At 68.0% G+C, this 18,832-nt stretch carries 20 protein-coding genes; 11 read left to right on the top strand and 9 right to left on the bottom strand.

Going from position 1 to position 18,832, the window contains the following annotated elements; translation table 11 throughout:
* Positions 1-22: 22 nt before the first annotated feature.
* The 3 genes from AC1DSO_RS07950 to AC1DSO_RS07940 all read right to left on the bottom strand — a co-directional run bounded on the left by AC1DSO_RS07950 (position 23) and on the right by AC1DSO_RS07940 (position 2,778).
* Positions 23-244: an alkylphosphonate utilization protein gene (locus AC1DSO_RS07950; protein WP_291871567.1), complete on the bottom strand. Its 222-nt coding sequence runs from the start codon at positions 242-244 to the stop codon at positions 23-25.
* A gap of 117 nt (positions 245-361) precedes the next feature.
* On the bottom strand, positions 362-1,297 hold the full coding sequence (locus tag AC1DSO_RS07945) for a site-specific tyrosine recombinase XerD (protein ID WP_477068323.1): 936 nt from the start codon (positions 1,295-1,297) through the stop codon (positions 362-364).
* Positions 1,294-2,778 carry a hypothetical protein gene (locus AC1DSO_RS07940; RefSeq protein ID WP_477068343.1) on the bottom strand — a complete coding sequence of 495 codons (1,485 nt, stop codon included), beginning with the start codon at positions 2,776-2,778 and terminating at the stop codon, positions 1,294-1,296. Before AC1DSO_RS07940 ends, AC1DSO_RS07945 begins: the two co-directional genes overlap by 4 nt.
* Before the next feature lie 60 nt (positions 2,779-2,838).
* Between AC1DSO_RS07940 and AC1DSO_RS07935 the strand changes: the two genes are divergently transcribed.
* Positions 2,839-3,432, top strand: coding sequence for a shikimate kinase (locus tag AC1DSO_RS07935; protein WP_477068322.1), 594 nt, complete (start codon positions 2,839-2,841; stop codon positions 3,430-3,432).
* Between the two features lie 11 nt (positions 3,433-3,443).
* Positions 3,444-4,571, top strand: a complete 1,128-nt coding sequence (gene aroB, locus AC1DSO_RS07930; RefSeq protein ID WP_477068321.1) for a 3-dehydroquinate synthase — start codon at positions 3,444-3,446, stop codon at positions 4,569-4,571.
* 35 nt (positions 4,572-4,606) lie between these two features.
* Here aroB and AC1DSO_RS07925 read toward each other — a convergent pair whose 3' ends face one another.
* On the bottom strand, positions 4,607-5,167 hold the full coding sequence (locus tag AC1DSO_RS07925) for a DUF308 domain-containing protein (protein WP_477068320.1): 561 nt from the start codon (positions 5,165-5,167) through the stop codon (positions 4,607-4,609).
* 151 nt (positions 5,168-5,318) lie between these two features.
* Between AC1DSO_RS07925 and AC1DSO_RS07920 the strand changes: the two genes are divergently transcribed.
* From AC1DSO_RS07920 to AC1DSO_RS07900, 5 genes are all read left to right on the top strand, one after another.
* Positions 5,319-5,774 (top strand): MarR family winged helix-turn-helix transcriptional regulator, encoded by a 456-nt coding sequence (locus AC1DSO_RS07920; RefSeq protein WP_477068319.1) that lies wholly within the window; start codon positions 5,319-5,321, stop codon positions 5,772-5,774.
* A 36-nt stretch (positions 5,775-5,810) separates the two neighbouring features.
* A complete protein-coding gene (locus AC1DSO_RS07915) occupies positions 5,811-7,097 on the top strand; it encodes an HlyC/CorC family transporter (RefSeq protein ID WP_477068318.1) in 1,287 nt (428 codons plus the stop codon).
* A 120-nt stretch (positions 7,098-7,217) separates the two neighbouring features.
* Positions 7,218-8,813: an HWE histidine kinase domain-containing protein gene (locus AC1DSO_RS07910; RefSeq protein WP_477068317.1), complete on the top strand. Its 1,596-nt coding sequence runs from the start codon at positions 7,218-7,220 to the stop codon at positions 8,811-8,813.
* A gap of 3 nt (positions 8,814-8,816) precedes the next feature.
* Positions 8,817-9,185, top strand: a complete 369-nt coding sequence (locus AC1DSO_RS07905; protein ID WP_047407811.1) for a response regulator — start codon at positions 8,817-8,819, stop codon at positions 9,183-9,185.
* Positions 9,186-9,630: 445 nt separating this feature from the next.
* Positions 9,631-12,903, top strand: coding sequence for a TonB-dependent receptor domain-containing protein (locus AC1DSO_RS07900; protein WP_477068316.1), 3,273 nt, complete (start codon positions 9,631-9,633; stop codon positions 12,901-12,903).
* Positions 12,904-13,048: 145 nt separating this feature from the next.
* Here AC1DSO_RS07900 and cdd read toward each other — a convergent pair whose 3' ends face one another.
* Together cdd and AC1DSO_RS07890 are read right to left on the bottom strand one after the other, a co-directional pair.
* Complete coding sequence (gene cdd, locus AC1DSO_RS07895) at positions 13,049-13,477, bottom strand: cytidine deaminase (RefSeq protein ID WP_477068315.1); 429 nt, start codon at positions 13,475-13,477, stop codon at positions 13,049-13,051.
* An 88-nt stretch (positions 13,478-13,565) separates the two neighbouring features.
* Entirely contained in the window at positions 13,566-13,838 is a 273-nt protein-coding gene (locus tag AC1DSO_RS07890) for a BolA family protein (RefSeq protein WP_477068314.1), read from the bottom strand.
* 58 nt (positions 13,839-13,896) lie between these two features.
* Between AC1DSO_RS07890 and AC1DSO_RS07885 the strand changes: the two genes are divergently transcribed.
* Complete coding sequence (locus tag AC1DSO_RS07885) at positions 13,897-14,547, top strand: J domain-containing protein (protein WP_477068313.1); 651 nt, start codon at positions 13,897-13,899, stop codon at positions 14,545-14,547.
* Between the two features lie 225 nt (positions 14,548-14,772).
* Here AC1DSO_RS07885 and AC1DSO_RS07880 read toward each other — a convergent pair whose 3' ends face one another.
* Positions 14,773-15,642, bottom strand: coding sequence for a lipase family protein (locus AC1DSO_RS07880; RefSeq protein WP_477068312.1), 870 nt, complete (start codon positions 15,640-15,642; stop codon positions 14,773-14,775).
* Positions 15,643-15,781: 139 nt separating this feature from the next.
* Here AC1DSO_RS07880 and AC1DSO_RS07875 point away from each other — a divergent pair, with 139 nt between their 5' ends.
* Complete coding sequence (locus AC1DSO_RS07875; RefSeq protein WP_477068311.1) at positions 15,782-16,237, top strand: hypothetical protein; 456 nt, start codon at positions 15,782-15,784, stop codon at positions 16,235-16,237.
* Here the strand turns inward: AC1DSO_RS07875 and AC1DSO_RS07870 are convergent.
* Positions 16,206-16,931 carry a phosphatase PAP2 family protein gene (locus AC1DSO_RS07870; RefSeq protein ID WP_477068310.1) on the bottom strand — a complete coding sequence of 242 codons (726 nt, stop codon included), beginning with the start codon at positions 16,929-16,931 and terminating at the stop codon, positions 16,206-16,208. The genes AC1DSO_RS07875 and AC1DSO_RS07870 overlap by 32 nt on opposite strands.
* A gap of 130 nt (positions 16,932-17,061) precedes the next feature.
* On the opposite strand from AC1DSO_RS07870, the gene AC1DSO_RS07865 reads away from it, so the two are divergent.
* Both AC1DSO_RS07865 and cobS read left to right on the top strand, forming a co-directional pair.
* Positions 17,062-17,469, top strand: coding sequence for an RcnB family protein (locus AC1DSO_RS07865; RefSeq protein ID WP_477068309.1), 408 nt, complete (start codon positions 17,062-17,064; stop codon positions 17,467-17,469).
* Between the two features lie 146 nt (positions 17,470-17,615).
* Positions 17,616-18,626, top strand: a complete 1,011-nt coding sequence (cobS, locus tag AC1DSO_RS07860) for a cobaltochelatase subunit CobS (protein ID WP_477068308.1) — start codon at positions 17,616-17,618, stop codon at positions 18,624-18,626.
* On the opposite strand, the gene AC1DSO_RS07855 is transcribed toward cobS, so the two are convergent.
* On the bottom strand, positions 18,623-18,769 hold the full coding sequence (locus AC1DSO_RS07855) for a hypothetical protein (protein WP_477068307.1): 147 nt from the start codon (positions 18,767-18,769) through the stop codon (positions 18,623-18,625). The two genes, cobS and AC1DSO_RS07855, sit on opposite strands and share 4 nt — an antisense overlap.
* Positions 18,770-18,832: the final 63 nt, after the last annotated feature.

Genomic DNA, 18,832 nt, shown 5'->3' with positions numbered 1-18,832 from the left:
AGGAGAAAGGACGCTCCCGCCCCTAGGCCTTCTTCACGAACTCGGTCCGCAGGACCAGGCCCTTGACCTTGTCGACATTGGCCTCGATCTCGTCGGGGTCGCCGGTCAGGCGGATCTTCTTGACCACCGTGCCGCGTTTGAGCGTGACGCCGCCCGAGCCCTTGACCTTGAGGTCCTTGATCAGGGTGACGGTGTCGCCGTCGGCCAGCAGGGTTCCGTTGGAGTCGCGGGTTTCTTCGGACATGAGGGGCTTTCGTGATTGGGCCAGCCGCTCGGCAAGCCCTTAAGCTTTGTAGGGCTTTTCCTAAGCATTTCCCGCCGCCCGTCAATGCGATGTCGTTCACGCGCCGGAGGCCAGGCCCTAGCCCTTCTTGCGACCCCCGCCTTGTCTTCCAAGCGGGTGCTTGGTCTGGACCACGTGGGCCAGGTGTTCTCCGGCCACGTGGGTGTAGATCTGGGTGGTGGCGATATCGGCGTGGCCCAGCAGGGTCTGGATGACCCGGAGGTCGGCGCCGCCTTCCAGCAGATGGGTGGCGAAGGCGTGGCGCAGGACGTGCGGGCTGACCTTCTGGCGGTCGATGCCGGCGGCGATGGCGGCGTCCTCCAGCAGCTGGCCGACCCGGCGGGCGGTCAGGCGGCCGGCGGCGCTCCGCGACGGGAACAGCCACGGGCTGTCTTTCTGCCCCTTGGGGAAGAACTTCGGCCGCTCGACCAGATAGGCCTTCACCGCCGTGCGGGCCGCGTCGTTCAGCGGGGCCAGCCGCTCCTTGCCGCCCTTGCCCTTGACGATCAGGAAGGACGGGTCGCGGGCCAAGGCCGACAGTGGCAGGGCCAGCAGCTCGGAGATCCGCAGCCCCGAGGCGTAGATCAGCTCGATGATGCAGGACAGGCGCAGGCCTTGCGCCCCGTCCTTAGCCGTGGCGGCGGCCAGCAGGCGCTCGATCTCCTCGCGCTCCAGCACCTTGGGCAGCGGGCGGCCGGCCTTGGGCGCGGCGACGCGGCGGGACGGGTCGTCCTGGCGCCAGCCCTCGCCCAGCACGAAGCGGTAGAACTGGCGCACGGCCGAGCGGCGGCGGGCGGCGGTGGCGGGCGACAGGCCGCGCGCGCCGAGCTCCTGGAAATAGGCCTCGACGGTTTCGGCGTCGGCGTCGTCCAGGTCATGGCCCGAGCGGCCCAGGAAGCCGCGGGCGTCCTCCAKGTCCTTGCCGTAGGCGGTCAAGGTGTTGCGGGCCGCCGCACGCTCAACGGCCATCATCTCGAGGAAGGCCTCGACCCAGCCTGGCCCCTTACCGCTCATTTCACGAAGGCGAGCGACAGCAGCCCCTCGACGACGATGGCCCGGGCGTCGGCGGCCAGGCCGGCGCGGTTCAGGGACCGGGCGATGTGGGCGCGGTCGACGGGCAGCGGACCGGTCGCGCCGGCGTCGACGGCGATCGACAGGGCCAACAGCCCGGCCTCGCCCTTGCGCTTGGCGGCGCCGGCGTCCTCGACCAGCAGGGTCCGCGCGGCCGAGGCGGCCGGCTTGCCGAGGTCGAACGTGGCGAACTGGGCGCGGGCGTCGGCGTCCAGCGTCCCGCCCAGGCTGGCCAAGAGCACGGCGGCGGCCTGGGCCGGCGACTTGCTCCCACCCGAAGCGCCGCGCGCCACCAGGTTGCCCAGCACCTGGTTGTCGATCTTGCCGGAGGCGGCGGCGATCAGGGCGTCGAGAATGGCCAGGTCCGCGGCGCCAGCCCCCGGGATGCTGTCCTGCACCAGATGGCTCCGGATCGTCTGGGCGCTGGCGACGTCGCCGGCGGCCAGGGCGGCGCGGGCCATCAGGATCGGATCCTGCAGCGGCGCGCCGGCGGCGGCCAGGGCGGCGATCGAGGCGGCCGAGGCCTGGGCGGCCTCGACGAAGGTCGGCAGCGTCTTGGCCTGGCGCAGGAAGGCGAGGTCGGAGGCCTCGGCGGCGGTCAGGTCCGCGCCGGGGGCCATGCCGGCCAAGTCGCCGCCACGCGGCTTGATCAGCGGCTTCAGGGCCGGCGAAGCCGAAGCGACGGCGGCGGCCGACTGGATGTCCAGGTTCAGGCGGCGCGACAGGGCGTAGTTGACGCCGTTCTTCAGGCTGGCCGCCCCCGGCGCCGTGCTGGCCAGGGCCGCGCCCATCAGCCGGGCGTAGTCCACATCCTTGGTCTGTTGCTGGGCCAGTTGGAAGGTCAGCTGGGCGGCGTCGGCCTGGCCGGCCTTCAGCTGGCAGAAGGCCCGCAGCCGCAGCCAGTAGGCCGCGCCGCGATCGACGGTCAGGGCCTCCTGGACGCGGCAGGCCTTGTCGTCGTCGCCCGTGATCAGGGCCGCTTCGGCCGAGGCCATCGATAGCGCCGCGCTGCCGGACGCGCCTTGCGCCCGATCGAGGATGGCGTTGGCGCCCTTGGCCTCGCCCAGGGCGATCAAGGCCAGGCCCCGCTGCGCGCCCATCTCGACATTGTCGCCCACGCCCGCCGGGCCGTTGGCGCCGGTCGACAGCATGCGCCGCGCCAGGGCGGCGAAGGCCGGCGACAGCGGCTTGGAACCGGCCAACTTGGGCAGCACGTCGCGCATGATGTCGGGCGCGGTGTCCTTCCACAGGTCCGCGCCAATGCCGGTGTCGGCCACCGGGCCGGAGAAGTAGTCGGGGGCGGCCAGGCTCTTGACCTTGACCTCCTCCTGCGCGGCGGCGAAAGCCGGGGTGAGCAGGACGAGCGCGAGCGCGAGCGCGTGCGAAGAACGCATCGAAGGGACCATGGACCGGTTATGACGCATCACGAGAGTCTCGCAAACTTGGCGGTTTGGCCAAGCCTCGTGTAAACCCGCGACCGCATCATGACCGAGCCCGACGAAACCCCTGACGCCGTCCCGTCTCTCTCCCCTGGCCTGCGGGAGGACCTCGCGCCGCTGCGCGAGAAGACCATCGTACTGGTGGGATTGATGGGCGTGGGCAAGTCGAGCGTCGGCCGGCGTCTCGCGGGCGTGCTGGAGCTGCCGTTCCGCGACGCCGACAACGAGGTCGAGGCCGCCGCCGGCCGTTCGATCTCCGAGATCTTCGCCGAGCTGGGCGAGGCCGCCTTCCGCGACGGCGAGCGCCGGGTGATCGGCCGCCTGCTGGACGAGCCGCCGCACGTGCTGGCCACCGGCGGCGGGGCCTTCGTCAATCCCGAGACCCGGGCCCTGATCAACGAGAAGGCCCTCTCGGTCTGGCTGAAGGCCGACATCGAACTGCTGGCCCGCCGCGTCTCGCGCAAGGACAACCGGCCGCTGGTGCGGGGCAAGGACCCGATCCAGGTGTTGACCGAGCTGGCCAAGGTCCGCAATCCCGCCTACGCGGAAGCTCAAGTGCATGTCGAGACCGGCGACACGCCGCACGGGGTGGCGGTCGACGCCATCCTGACGGCGCTGCGCGCCAGCCGTACCTCGTAAGGAGTATCCCCATGATCCGCACCGTCCCCGTGGGCCTGGGCGATCGCGCCTATGACGTGGTCATCGGCCCCGGCCTGATCGACAAGGCCGGCGAGCGGGTGGCTCCAATTCTTGGCAAGAGTGGGTTGGGTAAGCGCAAGCGCGTGGCCATCGTCACCGACGCCAATGTCGGCGAGCACCACGGCGAGCGGCTGTCGGTGTCGCTGGAGCGGGCCGGGATCGCCGTTGACGTGATCACCATCCCACCGGGCGAGGAGAGCAAGAGCTTCGAGGGCCTGGCCGACCTGTCCGACCGCCTGCTGAGCCTGGGACTGGAGCGCGGCGACCAGATCGTGGCGTTCGGCGGCGGCGTGGTCGGCGACCTCGCCGGCTTCGCGGCGGCGATCTACAAGCGCGGCATCGACTTCGTGCAGGTGCCGACCACCTTGCTGGCCCAGGTCGACAGCTCGGTGGGCGGCAAGACCGCCATCGATACCCCGCGCGGCAAGAACCTGATCGGCGCCTTCCACCAGCCGCGCCTCGTTTTGGCCGACCTGGACGTGCTGTGCACCCTGCCCGCGCGCGAACTGGCCTGCGGCTATGCCGAGATCATCAAGTACGGCCTGCTGGGCGACTTCGCCTTCTTCGAATGGCTGGAAAAGAACGTCCACGCCGTGCTGGAGCGCGACGTCGACGCCCTGGCCCGCGCCGTCGGCCGATCGGTCGAGATGAAGGCCGAGATCGTCGAGGAAGACGAGAAGGAGGCGGGCCGCCGCGCTCTGCTCAACCTCGGCCACACCTTCGGCCACGCGATCGAGGCCGAGATGGGCTTCGGCGATGCGCTGAAGCACGGCGAGGCGGTGGGCGTGGGCATGGCCCAGGCGTTCCGCTTCTCGGCCAAGCAGGGCCTGTGCCCCAGCCAGGACGCCATCCGCGCCACCGCCGCCATCAAGGCCGCCGGCCTGCCGACCCGCCTGAGCGATGTCCGCGCCGAGCCGTTCAACGCCGACGCCCTGGTCGCCCACTGCGGCCAGGACAAGAAGGCCGAGGGCGGCAAGCTCACCTTCGTCCTGGTGCGCGGCATCGGCGACGCGTTCGTCGCCAAGGACGTGGACCGGGAGGCGCTGAAGGCGTTCCTGGTGGAAGAGGGCGCGGTCTAGATTTCCTTCTCCCCTTGCGGGAGAAGGGTTTTTTCTCAACCGCGCTTTCGCCCCTTCAGCATCAGCGCCACCCCGGCGACGAGGAAGTAGAACGCCCCAAACCCCGCATAGGGCGCGATCGCCAGGACCGTCGGCAAGGACGGTCCCGCGCCGAGCGACTGGGCGATGAAGACCCCGCCGGCCAGCGCCGACTGGGCGCCGCTCAGCACCATCGGCCACTGGCCGCCCACGGCGCGCCAGCGGCGAATCCCGGCGGCCAGCTGCAGCAGGCCCGCGAAGCCGGCCCAGACCCCGAACACGGTCAGGACGCGGCGCGGGTCGGCCTGCAGCGCGAACAGCACCGCCAGAGCGACCAGGAGGCTGATGACCACGTTGAAGGTCTGCGGCCCGTTGGCCTTGAAGCCGCCGTTGGCGCGGGCGTCCAGCGCGTTGGCCAGGGCGTCCCAGGCCGGATAGGCGACCAGCAGCATGCCGGCGGCGATCGGATTGGTCGCCCCGACCGTGACAGCGGCGGCGATCCAGGCGACCGACACACCGGCCCGCAGGAAATAGTAGCGCTTGAGACCCTCGCGCCGGGCGTCGTCGACCTGGGCCATGATGGCCTCCTTGATGCTGAATGTTTCATGCCGAGACATTATATGTCGTGACATATTTATGCTCTAGCGCCCACCCGGCGGCGAGTCCAGCCGATATTTGTCACGACATATATTTCTGTGGCAGGAAACGCCGACGATCCGGGAGTTCGCCATGTCCGACTACATCCCCACGCTCGACGAGCAGCTGTGCTTCTCGCTCTACGGAGCCAGTCTGGCGATCAATCGCGCCTACAAGCCGCTGCTGGACGCGCTGGAGATCACCTATCCGCAATACCTGGTGCTGAGCGCCCTGTGGGAAACCGACGGCTTGAGCGTCGGCGCGATCGCCGAACGGCTAGGGCTCGACTCCAGCAACGTGACGCCGCTGGTCAAGCGGATGGAGGGCTCGGGCCTGGTCTCGCGGGTCCGCAACCCGGCCGACGAGCGCCAGGTGGTCGTCAGCCTGACCGAGCGAGGACGCGGCATGCGCCAGCGCAGCGCGTGCCTGGGCCAGACCCTGTTCGACGCCGCCGGCTTCAGCGTCGAGCGGCTGATCCGGCTGAACAAGGACGTTCAGGCCTTCCGGGATTCCGTCGCGCGCTTTGTCAGCGAGCAGCCCAGGCAGTAAGGACAGGCGCGATCTCCGCACGTTGAGGACAACCCGATGCTCGCCGCCCTGCTCGGCCTCGCGCCCATCGTCATTGCGCTCTTGACCCTGTCGGCGATCTTCTCGGCCGCCGAGACGGCGCTGACCAAGGCCAGCCGCGCGCGGATGCACCAGCTGGAACGCGAGGGCGACGGCCCGGCGCGGCGGGTCAACAAGCTGCTGTCGAACCAGGAGACGATGATCGGGGCGGTGCTGCTGGGCAACAACCTGATCAACATCCTGGCCTCGGCCCTGGCGACCCAGGTGCTGACCACCCTGATCCCCGGCCCGTGGGGCGTGGCCGTCGCCACCGCCGCCATGACCGTGCTGGTTCTGGTCTTCGCCGAGGTGCTGCCCAAGACCGTGGCCATCGTCCGCTCCGACGACGTGGCCCGCGCCCTGTCGGGTCCGACCCTGTTCATCGTCAGCCTGTTCGGCCCGGTGATTTACGTGATCCAGTGGATCGTCCGCCGGGCCCTGCGGATCTTCGGCGTCAAGCTGGACATGGCCGTCGACGTGCTGGCCGCCCACGAGGAGATCCGCGGCGCGGTCGACTATCACCACGCCGAGGGCCTGGTCGAGAGCGGCGACCGGCGGATGCTGGGCGGAGTGCTGGACCTGTCGGACATGGACGTCTCCGAGATCATGGTCCACCGCAAGTCGATGGTGCTGCTGAACGCCGACCTGCCGCCGCGTGAGCTGGTCGACGAGGTGTTGGAGGCCCAGCACACCCGTATCCCGCTCTATCGCGACGAGCCCGACAACATCGTCGGCGTACTGCACGCCCGCGACCTGCTGAAGGCCCTGGCCCAGGCCAAGGATGGGGTCGAGGGCCTGGACATCGCCGCCATCGTGCGCGAGCCGTGGTTCATCCCCGACACCACCAACCTCAAGGACCAGCTCAACGCCTTCCTGAAGCGCAAGAACCACTTCGCGCTGGTGGTCGACGAGTATGGCGCGCTGCAAGGCCTGGTGACGCTGGAGGACATCCTCGAGGAGATCGTCGGCGAGATCGACGACGAGCACGACACCAGCGTCGAGGGCGTGCGCCGGCAGGCCGACGGCTCGGTCAATGTCGACGGCCACGTCACCGTCCGCGACCTCAACCGCGCCATGGACTGGCGGCTGCCGGAGGGCGAGGCGGTGACCATCGCCGGCCTGGTCATCCACGAAGCCCAGATGATCCCCGAACCCGGCCAGACCTTCATCTTCCACCGCCACCGCTTTCAGGTGTTCCGCCGGCAGAGGAACCAGATCACCGCTCTGCGGATCAGTGCGCCGCTGGACGACGGCGCCGAACCCTAAAACGGGTAGGGCCGGGCTGGTTCAAGCCCACCTTGTGGGAACCAGATCGCGAAAGCCGCGTTCTGCGCCTTTGCTGGCCTTTGGGGGGCCAAATGGGGGCGGCCAGGTTGGAGGGGCGCGTTGGCCAGGTTGGCTGAGACCGAGTTTCCCGGTGATGCGGAAGCCGACGACGGTGCGCGTCTGGCCCGGCTCGAGGCCGCCCTGGCCGAGGAAATCCGCAAGTCCGACGCCTTGGCGCGGGTGACCGAGGCGGTCGCCTCCGCCGTCGACATCGACACGGTGGTCCAGGTGGTGATCGACGGCGCCCGCGAGATCACTGGCGCGGCGTTCGGGGCCTTCTTCTACACCGTCACCGATTCCGGCGGCGAGGCCTACACGCTTTACCGGCTGTCCGGAGCCCCGCCCGAGGCGTTCTCCAGCTATCCGACGCCGCGCAAGACCGAGGTCTTCGCCCCGACCTTCGACGGCGTGGGCCCGGTGCGTTCGGACGACATCACCCAGGATCCGCGCTATGGCCGCAACGCGCCGCACCGCGGGATGCCCGAGGGCCACCTGCCGGTGCGCAGCTATCTGGCCATTCCGGTCGTCACCCGCGAGGGCGAGGTTCTAGGCGGGCTGTTCTTCGGCCATCCCGAACCCGGCCGCTTCTCGGTTCGCGACGAGACCCTGCTGGTCGGCCTGGGCGCCCAGGTGGCGGTGACGATCGGATCGATCCGCGGCGCCGCCGCCGCGCGGGCCGAGCTGGGCGAGCGCCGCCGGGCCGAGGAACGTCTCAAATTCGCGCTGGATTCGGCCCGCATGGGCTCCTGGGACCTGGACGTCGTCACCAAGGCCTACGAGACCTCCGACCTCTGCAAGGCCAACTACGGTCGCCGGCCCGACGAAACCTTCACCTTCGCGGACCTGATCGCGACGATCCACCCCGAGGACCGCCCCCGCGTCCTGGCCGCGATCGAAAGCGCCATCCGCGACGGAACGGACTACGACGTCGAGTACCGCATCGTGCTGCCCAACGGCGACCCACGCTGGCTGCACGCGCGCGGCCGCGCGGCCCAGACCACCGACGACGGCGGCGCCCGCCGCCTGGCCGGCGTCTCGCTGGACATCACCGAGCGCAAGCGCGCCGAAGAACGCCAGAAGCTGCTGGTCAACGAGCTGAACCACCGGGTCAAGAACAGCCTGGCCACGGTGCAGTCGATCGCGGCCCAGACCCTGCGTTCCAGCGCCTCGCCCGAATTCTTCCGCCAGGCCTTCGAGAGCCGACTGATCGCCCTCTCCCAGACCCACGACCTGCTGACCCGGGAAAGCTGGGCCGGCGCCAGCCTGCGCGAGGTGTTCGACGTCGAACTGCACGCCATGGCCAGCGAGGACCGGGTCGGCTTCGCCTACGACACCGACGTGCGGCTCAATCCCAAGGCCGCCGTCGCCCTGGGCATGGGCATCCACGAACTGGCCACCAACGCGGCCAAGTACGGCGCCCTCTCGACGCCCGCCGGACGCGTGGCCGTGAGCTGGACGGTCGACCAGAATCTGCTACGCCTGACCTGGACCGAAAGTGGCGGCCCGTCCGTCACCCCACCGGCTCGTCGCGGCTTCGGCGCCCGCCTTCTGGAACGCGGGCTCGCGGCCGAGCTATCCGGCGGGGTCGAGCTGACCTATGATGCCTCTGGCCTCGTCTGCCAAATGGCGTTGCCTCTGCGCGCGCTGGAGCCCTGACACATGAAGACTCTTTCGTCCCTCAAGGTCCTGGTCGTCGAAGACGAGGCGTTGGTCTCGATGCTGGTCGAGGACATGCTGACCGATCTTGGCTGCTCGATCGTCGGGCCGGCCGCTGAAATCGAGGAGGCGCTTCGCCTCGCCGGTTCGGCCGAGATCGACGCGGCCCTACTGGACGTCAATCTGGGCGGCCGTCCGATCTTCCCGGTCGCCGACGCCCTGAAGGCGCGCGGCGTGCCTTTCGCCTTCGCCAGCGGCTACGGCGAAGCCGGCCTCACCGAGGACCACAGGGGCGCGGCCGTGCTGCAGAAGCCCTTCCGCGAGGCCGATCTGCGCCGCGTACTGGAAGGCCTGGTCGGCCAGACGGCCTGATCTGGGCGTCCGAGTCAGGCCGGCCGCCGCAAGGCGCCCAAAACCACGGCACAACCGCACAAGGTTTGACCAGCCCCGTCTCGACCTTGTTCAAGGGGCGGCGGGCGCTCCGGACCTCATGCAGCGCGTTTTTAAGCTGCTTTTCGCGTGGTAGGCGGTAATCGCCGACCGAACACCGCTCGTTCGAGAGCATGAATTAACCCCTAAACGCGCCGCTCCGGCTCTATAGCTACGGTTGAATTCGGCAAGAATTTTCCAACTTTGACGTTTCGACGCTGAAATTGTGACTTTTTGGTAACGTCTGGCCACCAACCCGACCCAATTTGGCCATGATCGCTTCTAGCGCGGCCGAAAGGCTTTAACGTTCCCCGCTGAGGAATGGCCCTCTTTGCTCCCGCGCGCGGCTGGYGTGTCGGGCGCGCGTACTTTTGAGGACAACAATAACATGGCGTTGAAAACCAAGGTTCTCCTAGCAACGACGATGCTGGGAAGCCTCGCGGCTTTCGCCCCGACCATCACCTTGGCGCAAACCGCGCCGGCGACCGGTTCGGAAGCGACGTCCGTCGAGGAGGTCGTGGTCACCGGTTCGCGCATCCGCCGCGACCCGACCAACTCCCCGACTCCGCTGATCCAAGTCAGCCGCGACGAGGTCGTGGCGACCGGCCAAGCCAGCGTCATCGACGTGCTGGCCGACATCCCGGCCCTGTCGGGTTCGCAGGTGCCGGAAGACACCACGGGCGCGGGCCTGAACGACGGCGGTCTGTCGGTGCTGAACCTGCGTGACCTGGGCGCCTCGCGCACCCTGACGCTGGTCGACGGTCGCCGCCACGTGGGCTCGAACGGCGCCGGCCTGCAAGTCGACATCGACACCATTCCGCGCCTGCTGATCCAGAACGTCGAAGTCATCACCGGCTCGAACTCGGCCCTGTACGGCGCCGACGCCGTCTCGGGCGTGGTCAACTTCGTGCTGCGCAAGGACTTCGAGGGCCTGGAAATCGACGGCACCGCCGCCCAGATCAACCAGGACGGCCAGCTGAACAAGCGCATCTCGGCGCTGGCCGGCCACAACTTCTTCGACGGTCGCCTGAACGTCTACGCCTCGGGCGAATACGAAAAGAGCGACGAGGTCCGCGACAGTCAGGTCGACTGGCGCAAGAAGGCCTGGGTCCTGCTGAACAACGACACCGACGTGGCCAACAGCCAGCCCGACGGTCAGTTCGACAACATCCTGATCCACGACGCGCGCAGCCTGTCGATCGGCGCGGCCGGCGGCATCACGGTGCTGGCCTCCTCGACCCGTCCGTCGGCCAACCCGAACGACCCGGACATTCCCTTCCAGCAATGTACGACGTCGATCGCGCCGATGAGCGCGAACTGCTTCTCGCAAGAGCCGTACAATTCGTTCATCTATGACAACGCCGGCGCGGGCCGCGCGCCGTCGTTCGGCACGTTCCGCGACGAAAACGGCTTCACCCGCGTGACCAACGTCGGCGGCGACGGCCTGAACCCGAACACCGAGTTCAGCCAAGGCAGCCGCCTGCCGCGCTCCAAGGCCTATCGCTTCCAGGGCGGCGCGAACTTCAACCTCACCGAAGACATCCAGCTCTTCAGCGAAGCCAAGTACGTCAAGGAATCGACCTTCGACGAAGGCCAACAGACCTTCTTCGACATCGGCATCCTGCCGCTGGCGGCCGGCACGGTCGGCGGCCTGTTCAGCACCAGCTCGTTCAACATCGGCCTGGACAACGCCTACCTTCCGTCGAACGTGCGCGACGCCATCCGGGCGAACAGCCGCACGCCGATCACGTCCTACACCGCCTCGACCGGGGCGATCACGACGACCACGCCGATCAACGACGTGCGCGCCCGCCACAGCCTGTTCGGCCCGTTGCGCTCGCAGCTCAACAAGAAGGAGCTGCAGCGCTACGTCGTCGGCCTGCGTGGCAGCAAGGATGACCTCGGCTTCGTCCACAACCTGGCCTACGAACTGGGCTACACCTACGGCAAGCTCGAGAACAAGAACTTCGAGCGCGGCGTCGACGTCGTCCGCTTCAAGAACTCGGTGGACGCCGTGGTGGACACCGCCGGCGTCGTCAACGGCAAGGCTGGCGAAGTCGTCTGCCGCGTGAAGCTGCTGGACGCGCAAGGCGTGGCCATCCCGGACCAAAACCGGGGCGGCAACTACGCCAAGGGCACCAAGGCCTACGAGGAAGTCAGCAACTGCGTCGCCTCGCGCGTCTTCGGCCCGGGCGGCGCCTCGGCGGCCGCTCAGAAGTACTATCTGGCCGAAATCAACGTCCAGGAGCAGAACAAGCAACAGGACGCCCTGGCCTATGTCTCGGGCGAGCTGTGGGACTTCTGGGGCGCGGGTCGCATCGGTCTGGCCTTGGGCGCTGAATGGCGTCGGGAAGAAACCCAGGCCATCGGTCGCAGCAGCTCGGCCGGCGATCGCCTGCTGTTCTTGAACACCGGCCCGGACTTCGCGCCCGCCTCGTACGAGACGAAGGAATACTTTGGCGAATTCCGCCTGCCGCTGCTGCAGGATGTGCCGTTCGCCAAGAACCTGGAAATCGGCGCGGCCTACCGCCACTCCGACTACACCACGATCGGCGTGACGGAGACCTACAACTTCAACGCCATCTGGCGTCCGATCCAGGACATCATGTTCCGGGCCACGTCGGGCAAGTCGGTGCGCGCGCCGACCCTGGGCGAAACCTACCGCCCGGCGACCCAGACCTTCGCGAACAACTTCGTCGATCCTTGCGACGCTCGCGTGATCACCAATCTCACGGACGCCAAGATCAAGGCGAACCGCGAGAAGAACTGCGTCGCCATCGGCATCCCGTCCGGCACCAACATCATCTACACCAGCGGTATTCAGGGCAAGAACTCGGGCAACCCGTTCCTGAAGCCCGAGAAGTCGTTCTCGGTTACCGCGTCGATGATCATCACGCCGCGCTTCTGGCCGAACGCTACCTTCGTCGTCGATTACTATGACATCGACATCAAGGACGTGATCGCCTCCGTCACCGCCCAGGTCGCGGCCAACCAGTGCGTCAGCGGTGACGTTCTGAACGCCGGGATCTGCTCGACCGTGAGCCGTATCGGCGCTTCGCCCTCGGGCATCACGCCGGCCTATGGCATCAACGACTTCATCCAAGGGTCGGTGAACTACGCCCGGACGATGAACCGCGGTATCGACTACCAATTCCTGTACCACACCGATATCGAGAACATCATCGGCAAGGACTGGGGTCGGATCAGCTACAAGCTGAGCGGGAACTACCTGTTCGAGCAGCATGACTTCACCAACATCAGCAACCCGGACGAACACACGGACTTCGAGACGGGCCTGGGCCTGCCGCGCGTCCGCTTCGCCTCGAAGCTGACCTGGGAAGTGAACGACAAGCTCAGCCTCGCCTGGAACGCCGACTGGCAATCCTCGCAATGGCTGACCCTGCTGGGCGGCACGCGTCCGTACGACGTCGACGACGCCAAGGTCGATCCGGACAACCGCGAGTCGCGCTACTACAAGACGACGCCTTTCGTGCAGCACGACTTCACCGTGAAGTACTCTGTCCGTCCGGACCTGGTCGTCCGTGGCGGCGTGGTCAACGCGTTCGACGAAGAGCCGAACCGTTGGCTGGGCAACACCACGCAGGACAACTTCGACCTGTTCGGTCGTCGCTTCTTCGTGGGCTTCAACTATAAGATGTAAGCCAAGACCTTCGGGTCGACGCTGGGAAGGGGCGGTCTTCGGACCGCCCCTTTTTCTTTGCCCTTCGTCCCGAGCACGACCGCCAACGAAAACGCCGCCGCTGGAGCCAGCGGCGGCGTCTGGGTTTCCGATAAGGCGCGGCGCTTCAGTCCAGGTCGCGCGGCCCGAACGAATGGGGCAGCAGGCTCCAGAAGGCGATCCGCTCGGTCATCGCCCCGCCCTGCACCGAGACGATCTCGCAGGTCTCGGCGGCGAACTCGGCGATGCGCTGGCGACAGGCGCCGCAGGGCTGGACCACCGCGTCGGAACCGGCGGCGATCAGCACCTTGTCGATGCGCCGCCCGCCGGCCGTGACCATCGCCCCAATCGCCGTCTGCTCGGCGCAGGTGCCGACCGGATAGGCGGCGTTCTCGACATTGACGCCGTAGTGGACGCGCCCCTCCTCGTCGATCACCGCCGCGGCGACCGTGAACCGCGAATAGCGGGCATACGACCGCGCTAGCAGGCTCGGCAGTGTCCGCGCGGCGTCCTGCTCGAGGGAATCAGTGGATGGATTGGTGACGTCGGCGCTCATGCTGTTCCCTGCCCTCCGGCGGGATCGCGCCGGGGAGAGAGGCAATCAGCCGCAGCGCCCCAAGGCAAGCGTAAAATCGGCTCTCGGTTCAGCCCTCGCCGGGCGCCGTCGCGACGATCGACAGGGCGTGAACGGGCCCCGCCAGCTCGTCGGCCAGGGCCTTCATCACCATCCGCTGGCGCATCACCCGGGCCTTGCCCGCAAAGGCTTCGGCCTCGATTCGGAGGTTGAAATGACTCTCTCCCGAGCCGGTGTGGCCAGCGTGGCCGTGATGGCGGTCGCTGTCGTCCACGAGTTCGAGCCGCGTGGGCGAAAAAGCGTCCTGAAGTTTGCGGCGAATGGTGTCTGCGACGGCGGCCATGTGTGTCTCTTGCTTGTCAATCCTTGAACGGAATTAGCGCGGGCTTACTCTAGACGCCATGAACCGGCCGTTCGAGTACCGTCCTAAATTCACCGACATCCGGGTCCGCCCCCCCAAGAAGGGCGAGGACGACCCGGTGCACGACGTTCTGGGCCTCAAGCCCGGCGAAAAACGCTGCGACCATCCCGACTGTCGCCTGGCGGGATCGGCCAAGGCGCCGAAGTCGCGCGACATGCCGGACCAGCACTACTGGTTCTGTCAGCAGCACGCGGCCGAGTACAACAAGAACTGGAACTTCTACGCCGGCATGAGCGAGGCGCAGATCCGCGCCGCCCAGGAGCTGGAGCGCCAGACCGGCGGCCGGCCGACCTGGAGCTTCAAGGCCGACGCCAATTCGCGCGAGGCCGCCGCCGCCGCCGCCCGCGACGCCCGCGCCTTCGCCGATCCGTTCGGCGTCTTCCGCGCCCAGCAGCGCAAGGCCGAATCCGAACGCTCGGCCGCGGAACGCCGCCTGGGCAAGCTGGAGCGCCAGGCCCTGGCCGACCTCGATCTCGAGGCCGGTGTCGACGGTCCGGCGATCAAGGCCAAGTACAAGGAACTGCTCAAGCGCTGCCACCCCGACGCCAACGGCGGCGACCGCAGCGCCGAGCACAAGCTGCAGCGGGTCATCAAGGCCTACAAGACGCTGCAGAAGGCGGGGATGGTCTAGGGCCTAGAGCCAATCGGCTCATCTGGGATAGGTCCAAATCCCGCCGCCTTCCTGGGCCCTGTGCCCAGGATCCATGTCTGAGGCAGACGTGGCCTCTTTGGGTCCGCCCGGCCGAGAAACCGTGAACTCAGCCTCAATTCTGCTGAAGCTGACCCCTGGGTCCTGGGTCCTGGGCACAAGGCCCAGGAAGGCGGGTCAATTCAACGCCCGATAGTGGCGATGGGCCTAGTAGTCGTCCGGCTTGATGAACGTGTGGTCCCAGGTCGGGTATTCGCCGGCCCGAGCGGTCACGGCCTTGGCCGCCTGGCTATACCAGAGGTGATGGTCCATCCCCAGCGCCAGGTACTCGCAGTAGAGCGCGGAGTCATGGTTCCGCAGGAAGTCGTAGACCGTCGTATATTCCCAGATCTCGCCATGCGGCGGCTTGGCGCGCCGGGCCTGCCAGACCGAGGCGACCTTGTGATCCTGGCCGAACACCGACCGGGCCGGATGATGCGGCACCCGGTCCAGCGCGCGCACATAGTGCTTGATGAAGCCGGTCGCGGCCGGGTCCAGGGCCAGGCTGTTGCGAAAGGCATAGCCGGCCCCGGCGTTGGCGAAGCCGGCTGACGCCACGCCAACGACGCGGATCACGGCCGGCGCGGCCGGCGCCACGGCCCTGGCGAGGGCGCCCTGGATGTCGGCCAGCCCGCCGCCCAGGGAATGGCCCGTGATCAGCAGCTGATCCGCCGGAAGAGCCGCGGCCACGCACGCGTCGACTGCCCGGCGCAGAAAGCCCAGCGCCGGAATGATCTGACTGTCGGGATCATGCAGCAGCACCGCCGAAACATTAGCCCACCAGTCCGCGAAGGAGCGAAGCCCCTCGGTGCCCCGGTTGACTACGACCAGGCTGCGGCTAGCCGGATGATGCAGGGCGGTCGCGTCGTAGCCCCCGGCCTCATTGGCCTCGATCAGGATGTTCCAGCCCTGGAGGCCGATCAACCGGTTCTGACCCGTGTCAGGATCCTTGTAGGCCGCCGCCGCCAGGGCCGCGGCGGTCTGATCGTCGAGCGTCGGCGCCAGGGCCCGCGCCGCCAGAAATGCTCTCAGATCCATGACGCCCCCCGTGGCTGCATCAGCCACAATCCACGCGCCAGGATTGTCCTCCGCGCCCGAAGCGTCAAGCGCCGCCTCTTGCCGAGCCGCGCCAACGCGGTCCATCCTCCCGCCGCCGCGAGGTGAGGGACGATTTCTGATGACCGACAGCCATTCGGCTTCGCTCGACTCGGAGTGGCGCGCGCCGGTCGACCCGCCGACGCCGGTGACGCCGGTCCCGTTCGGCAAGCCTTGGAGCATCTGGTTCTGGGGCGGGCTGATCTCGACGACGGGCCTGGCCCTGTCCGTCGCCCCGCGTCCCGTGCTGCGCCTGCTGGACTCCCCCGTCGAGATCGCCGCCCTGCCGTGGGTGCGGTTCGCGGGCCTCGTCCTGCTGGCCTACGCCATGGGCTATCACGTCGCGGGCTGGACGGGTCAGCGCACCTACATGCGGGCCTCGGTGGTGCTGCGGGTGTTCTCGCTGGTCGTTCTGGGGGCCTTCGTGCTGCTGGACTGGCTGCCCAAGGCCTGGCTGGCCGTGGGCCTGGTCGACTTCGCCGGCGCGGTGTGGACGACGCTGGAGCTCAGGTGGCGTCCGAAGCCGAAGGTTTCCTGAACCACCGCTGGACGAAAAAGGCCGCCAGCCAGCAGGTCATGGCCCAGGCCGCGCCGACACACCAGCCGGCCAGCACGTCGCTGGCCCAGTGGACGCCCAGATAGACCCGGCTGGCCCCGATCAGCAGGCTGACCAGCACCGCCGCGCCCATCGCCAGCACCTTGACCCGCCGCCGGTCGGAAAAGCGCGCGGCCAGCACGCCAAGGGTCAGGAAAACCACGGCCGACAGCATGGCGTGGCCCGACGGGAAACTGGCGTTAGCCGCCTCGACCGCCCGATAGGCCAGCTCCGGCCGCTCGCGCTCGAACACCCGCTTCAGAACCTGGCTGATCAGGAGACCGCCGCCCGCCCCGGCGACCAGCAGCAGGCCCTCGGTCCAGCGGCGCAGAGAGACCAGCAGGGCGAAGGCCAGCAGGATCAGCAAGGTCAGCACCGCCACCGAGCCCAGGGCCGTCACGTCGGTCGCGGCGATGTGCAGCCATTGGGGCCCGATCAGCGCGTGCGGCAGGCCATCGACGCGCAAGGCGCGCAGCACCGCCAGGTCCAGCGCCCGCGTCTCGCCCTCGGCCACCTCGTCGGCGATCGACAGGAAGCCCAAGCCACCCAGGGCGACGATCAGCAGGGCGCAAGTCGCCCCCAGCTCGCGCCCCGCGGCGGCTAGAAGGCCTCGAAAGCCGATCTGGATCAAAGGCATAGCTCCATTCAGCCGAGGGCTTCGCAACAACATTTCTCTTATGAAACATGAACTTAAGCCGAACAGGCCCGTTCAGGTCCCGACCATGTCGAACCCGCTAGGTTCGAACTCTCTTCAAAGGAGACCCGATATGAAACGCTTTCTGACCGCTTCCGTCGCCGTGCTGATGCTCGCGGGCGCCGCCGGCGGCGCCTCCGCCCAGGACTATCGCCGCGACCACAACGACAATGGCCGCTACGACAGCCGCGACCGCGCCTATGACCAGGGCCGCCACGACCAGGCCCGCCGCGAGGATCGCCGCGACGCGCGGGACGACCGCCGCGAAGCGCGTGAGGACCGTCGCGAGTACCGCCGCTGGGCCCGGGGCCAGCGCCTTGACCCCCGCTATCGCGGCAACGGCTACTATGTCAGCGACTATCGCCGCTACGGCCTGCGCGCCCCGCCGCGCGGCTATCGCTGGCACCACGTGAACGACCAATACGTCTTGGCCGCCGTCGCCACCGGCCTGATCGCCTCGGTGATCCTGGCCAACCACTAGAAAACGGCCCGGAGAGGGTGTCGCGTCGCGGCGCCCTCTTCCCTCCCCTCCCCAGAGCGCGACAGGTCGCGCTCCGTGGACTCAAAACCTTCCGTTCAATTGGAAACCAATTGAACGGATGGGGGTGAAGGCGCTAAGCGGATGACATGCCCGAGTTCGCCGAAAACAGCTCCGCCAAAGATCCGCTGATCACCCTGGTCCCCGACAAGTGGGTGACGCTCCGCGACGCGTTCAGCGTCGACAGCGACATGAAGGTTCCCGCCTTCAGCCATCGCGACAGCCACGTCCCCGAGATCGACCTTGCCTACAAGTTCGACCCGCAGACCACCAAGGCGATCTGCGCCGGCTTCGCCCACGACCGTCGGGTGATGGTCCAGGGCTATCACGGCACCGGCAAGTCGACCCACATCGAGCAGATCGCCGCGCGCCTGAACTGGCCGCTGGTCCGGGTGAACCTGGACAGCCACGTCTCGCGCATCGACCTGGTCGGCAAGGACGCCATCGTCCTGAAGGACGGCAAGCAGGTCACCGAGTTCCGCGAAGGCATCTTGCCCTGGACGCTGCAGCGCCCCGTCGCCCTGGTGTTCGACGAATATGACGCCGGCCGTCCGGACGTGATGTTCGTGATCCAGCGCGTTCTGGAGGCCGGCGGCAAGCTGACCCTGCTGGACCAGAACCGCGTCATCCGCGCCAACCCGTATTTCCGGCTGTTCTCGACGACCAACACCATCGGTCTGGGCGACACCACCGGCCTCTATCACGGCACCCAGCAGATCAACCAAGGCCAGATGGACCGCTGGTCGATCGTCACGACGCTGAACTACCTGGAGCACGACGTCGAAGCCGCCATCGTGCTGGCCAAGAACCCGTCGTACGACACGGCCGAGGGCAAGCGCACCCTGGCCGCCATGGTCCGCGTCGCCGACATGACCCGCAACGCCTTCATGAACGGCGACATCTCGACCGTCATGAGCCCGCGGACCGTGATTACCTGGGCCCAGAACGCCGATATCTTCGACCACGACATCGCCCTGGCCTTCCGCCTGACCTTCCTGAACAAGTGCGACGAGCTCGAGCGCCCCACGGTGGCCGAGTTCTTCCAGCGCGCGTTCGGCACGGACCTGCCGGAGAGCGCGGCCCGGGTGAAGGTGGCCTAAAGGTTCCGCAACGCGAGCTGGATCAGCTCGAAGCCCGCCACGGCGCCCCCAATGATCACCGTCCAGGCTATGGCGACGGCCGTGAGCGGGTCGCGCTGCCACCAGCGGGTTTCGAAGGTCGAGGAAGAGGCGGCCTTGGCCATGCGCTTAACTCTGAGCACCTGCACGGGTTCGGAGTGTGTGGCCTAACGTCGACCACCGACAAG

The sequence above is a fragment of the Caulobacter sp. P4_E5 genome, assembly GCF_056401555.1.
Note: the sequence above shows the minus strand (reverse complement) of the source record. Positions and strands in the feature narration are given on the sequence as shown.